Consider the following 3,142-nt stretch of genomic DNA (forward strand, 5'->3'; position numbering starts at 1 on the left):
TTAGCGCCTCGCGGTTTAAATGTTGGCGATACCGTTATGTCTGGTGAAAATGTTGGCCAGCGAAATCTTGCGCTCGGCCGCCTTGACCTGGCCGATGACCACTTCTCGACGGGTCCGACACCCACTCAAAAAACCGGGCCTGGCCCGGGTCCGACACCTCGAAGCGGTGGCCCGGATCAAACACCGCCACGGTCCCGCCCTCGGCCAAAACCGCGTTCACCGCCGCCAGGGCCGCCCGGTTTTCCAGGACAAGGCCCAGACGCGCCGCCATGACCTCGGCCGCTGGCGCGCCCACGGCGTCCGTGGCCGTGGTGATCACCGCCTGCCCGCCGGTCGCCGAGGCCGTCAGCCGGGCCAGATCATTGGCCCCGCCCAGATGCCCGGACAACAGGCTGACCACGAACCGCCCGGCCGGATCGGCCGCGACCACGGCCGGGTCCACGGCCTTGTCGCGCACAAGCGGCGCGATGACCCGCACCACCGCGCCGCAGGCCGCAAAAAACACATGCCCCCGGTACTGGTCCCACACCCGGGCCACATGGTCCGCAAAACCCGCAAAGCCCTTCGCCCCCACCTTGGCCGCAAAGCGCCCGGGCGCGAAAAAATCCGCCCCCAGCCGCCTGGCCGTTTCAGCGGCCGTGGCCGAGGCGGTCAGGGTATGCACGGCCAGGGCGCCCCCGGCCCATTGGCCGGACGCGGCAAAAAGCCCTTCCCCGTCCGCCCGGCCGGGCGGGTCAGGAACCAGGCGGCCCGGCCTTTCGTGCGTATCGCTCATGGTCGCCTCGGCATACGCCTTTTCCCGGCCTGTTCCAGACTGTTGCGGATTGTTGCGGACTGGCGTGGACTGGCGCGGCGGCCCCTCCCGCCGGGCCAGGGCAGGGTCGCCCAGGCAGGCGGCCGAGGTCGCCTCAGGCCACGGGCGAAAGCCGGTCGCGGCCGCCCATGTACGGCACAAGGGCCGTCGGCAGGGTCACGGAGCCGTCGGCGTTCTGGCCATTTTCCAGGATGGCGGCCATTGTCCGGCCCACGGCCAGCCCCGAGCCGTTTAAGGTATGGGCCAGGACGGATTTTTTGGCCCCTTTGTCCTTCATCCGGATGTCCGCCCGGCGGGCCTGGAAGTCCTCCAGGTTGGAGCAGGAGGAAATCTCGCGGTATTTTCCCTGGGCGGGCAGCCAGACCTCCAGATCGTAGGTCTTGGCCGCGCCGAATCCCAGATCCCCGGCGCACAGGCTGACCACCCGGTAGGGCAGTTCCAGCTTTTGCAGCACGGCCTCGGCATGGCCCGTGAGCTTCTCAAGCTCGACATAGGAATCCTCGGGACGGCAGATGCGCACCAATTCCACCTTGTCGAACTGGTGCAGGCGGATCAGGCCCCGGGTGTCCTTGCCGTAGGAACCGGCCTCGGACCTGAAACAGGGGGTGTAGGCGGTATAGGCCAGGGGCAGGTTCTCGGCGGCCAGGGTCTCTTCGCGGTGCAGGTTGGTCAGGGGCACCTCGGCCGTGGGGATGAGGTAGCGGTCCTGGCCCTCGATCTTGAACAAGTCCTCGGCGAACTTGGGAAGCTGCCCGGTGCCCATAAGGCTGGCCCCGTTCACCAGGTACGGCGGGGCGATCTCCAGGTAGCCGTGCCCGGCCGTGTGCAGATCGATCATGAAGGCCACCAGGGCCCGTTCAAGCCGGGCCAGATCGCCGCGCAGCACGCAAAACCGGGCCCCGGACATGCGCACGGCCCGTTCGAAGTCCAGGCCCGCAAGGCCCGCGCCCACGTCCAGGTGGTCGCGCACGGGAAAATCGAAGGTCCGGGGCTCGCCCCAGGATCGCTGCACGGGATTGTCGTTCTCGTCTTTGCCGTCAGGCGTGGAGGGGTGCGGGATGTTGGGCACGGTCAGAAGGATCTCGCGCACCTCGGCGTCCACGGCGGCCAGCTCGGCGTCCAGGGCCTTGGTCTCGTCTGCGGCCCGCGAAAGCCCGGACAGGATGCCCGATGCGTCGCGGCCCTCGCGCTTGGCCCGGGCCACCTCGGCCGACACCCGGTTGCGCTCGGCCTTTACGGCCTCCACCCGGGACAGCAGCTCGCGGCGCACGGCGTCTTTTTCCAGAAAGGCGTCCAGGCCGGGGATGGGGCCGCGCCGGGACAGGGCCTGGCGCACGGCCTCGAAATGGACGCGCACATATTTGAGATCGAGCATAAAACGGCTCCTTGGCATGGTGTCCGCGACCCGAAACCGGCCGCTGGCGCTGCCCGGGTCTTACGCGGGCGGCCCGCGCGGCGTCAAGAAGCCGCCTGGGGGGCAGGCAGGCGGCCCGGGCCATGACAGCCGACCCGCTTTGGGATAGTCCGAAGTCGAAGGAGACCTTTCATGACCGACATCGCCACGAAAACCCTGGACGCCGCCCAGGCCATCGTCCCCCGCCTGGCCGCGCTTCTGACCGAAGGCCAGCTCAGCCTGGCCACGGCCGAGTCCTGTACCGGCGGCCTTGTCGGCCACATCCTGACCAACCAGCTCGGCGCCTCGGACTGGTACCTGGGCGGGGTGGTGGCCTACGCCAACAGCATAAAAACCGGGCTCCTCGGGGTTCCCGGGGCCATCCTGGCCTCGGCCGGGGCCGTGAGCCGTGAGACCGTCCTGGCCATGGCCGAGGGTGCCCGCAAGGCCACCGGCGCGGCCTGCGCCGTAGCCGTCTCGGGCCTCGCCGGGCCGGATGGCGGCACGCCGGACAAGCCCGTGGGCACGGTGTGGATGGCCTTCGCCACCCCCGGGGAGACGGACGCCCAGTGTTTCCAGTTCACGGGATCGCGGGAAGAAATCAAGGCCAAAACCGCTGCGGCGGCCCTGGGCAACCTGCTGGCCCGGCTGGCCCCGGCGGATTGAGCAGGAGAGGGCGCCTCCGGCGGCCAGGGGGGAAACCTTTTGGACCTCAGGCTGAGAGAAGTAGTCCCTTATGGTAACCTTCCCCGACAGGACGCAAGAAGCCACAAAAGAGTTCCAGACCGGCTCCATAACCTTCTCGACGATAAGCTGCCTCAAAACCTTATACCCAGCCTCGTCCTCCAAAGCCGCCGCCCTGGCTGAGCTGTAGTTTGTCCGTGCTGGCCAATCTGTTCTCCCTTTCGGTGAGCGAGCGGTCCGAGGAGATAGGG

Annotated in this window: 3 protein-coding genes; 1 reads left to right on the forward strand and 2 read right to left on the reverse strand. The window is 68.4% G+C overall.

Features of this window, described 5'->3' with window-relative positions:
* Positions 1-34: 34 nt before the first annotated feature.
* The gene (locus tag V3572_RS11575; protein WP_332111151.1) at positions 35-775 is read right to left on the reverse strand and encodes a hypothetical protein; all 741 of its coding nucleotides are present in this window, start codon (positions 773-775) and stop codon (positions 35-37) included.
* Positions 776-908: 133 nt separating this feature from the next.
* Positions 909-2,189, reverse strand: a complete 1,281-nt coding sequence (gene serS, locus V3572_RS11580; protein ID WP_332111152.1) for a serine--tRNA ligase — start codon at positions 2,187-2,189, stop codon at positions 909-911.
* Between the two features lie 171 nt (positions 2,190-2,360).
* On the opposite strand from serS, the gene V3572_RS11585 reads away from it, so the two are divergent.
* Positions 2,361-2,873 carry a CinA family protein gene (locus V3572_RS11585; RefSeq protein ID WP_332111153.1) on the forward strand — a complete coding sequence of 171 codons (513 nt, stop codon included), beginning with the start codon at positions 2,361-2,363 and terminating at the stop codon, positions 2,871-2,873.
* The last annotated feature ends 269 nt before the right edge of the window (positions 2,874-3,142 follow it).

The sequence above is a fragment of the Desulfolutivibrio sp. genome (assembly GCF_036584575.1).
Classification (GTDB): Bacteria; Desulfobacterota; Desulfovibrionia; order Desulfovibrionales; family Desulfovibrionaceae; genus Desulfolutivibrio.

Bases quoted from the DNA above. Each gene is read 5' to 3' on its own strand.
- V3572_RS11575 (WP_332111151.1), bottom strand. From the start codon at position 775: ATGAGCGATACGCACGAAAGGCCGGGCCGCCTGGTTCCTGACCCGCCC.
- serS (WP_332111152.1), bottom strand. From the start codon at position 2,189: ATGCTCGATCTCAAATATGTGCGCGTCCATTTCGAGGCCGTGCGCCAG.
- V3572_RS11585 (WP_332111153.1), top strand. From the start codon at position 2,361: ATGACCGACATCGCCACGAAAACCCTGGACGCCGCCCAGGCCATCGTC.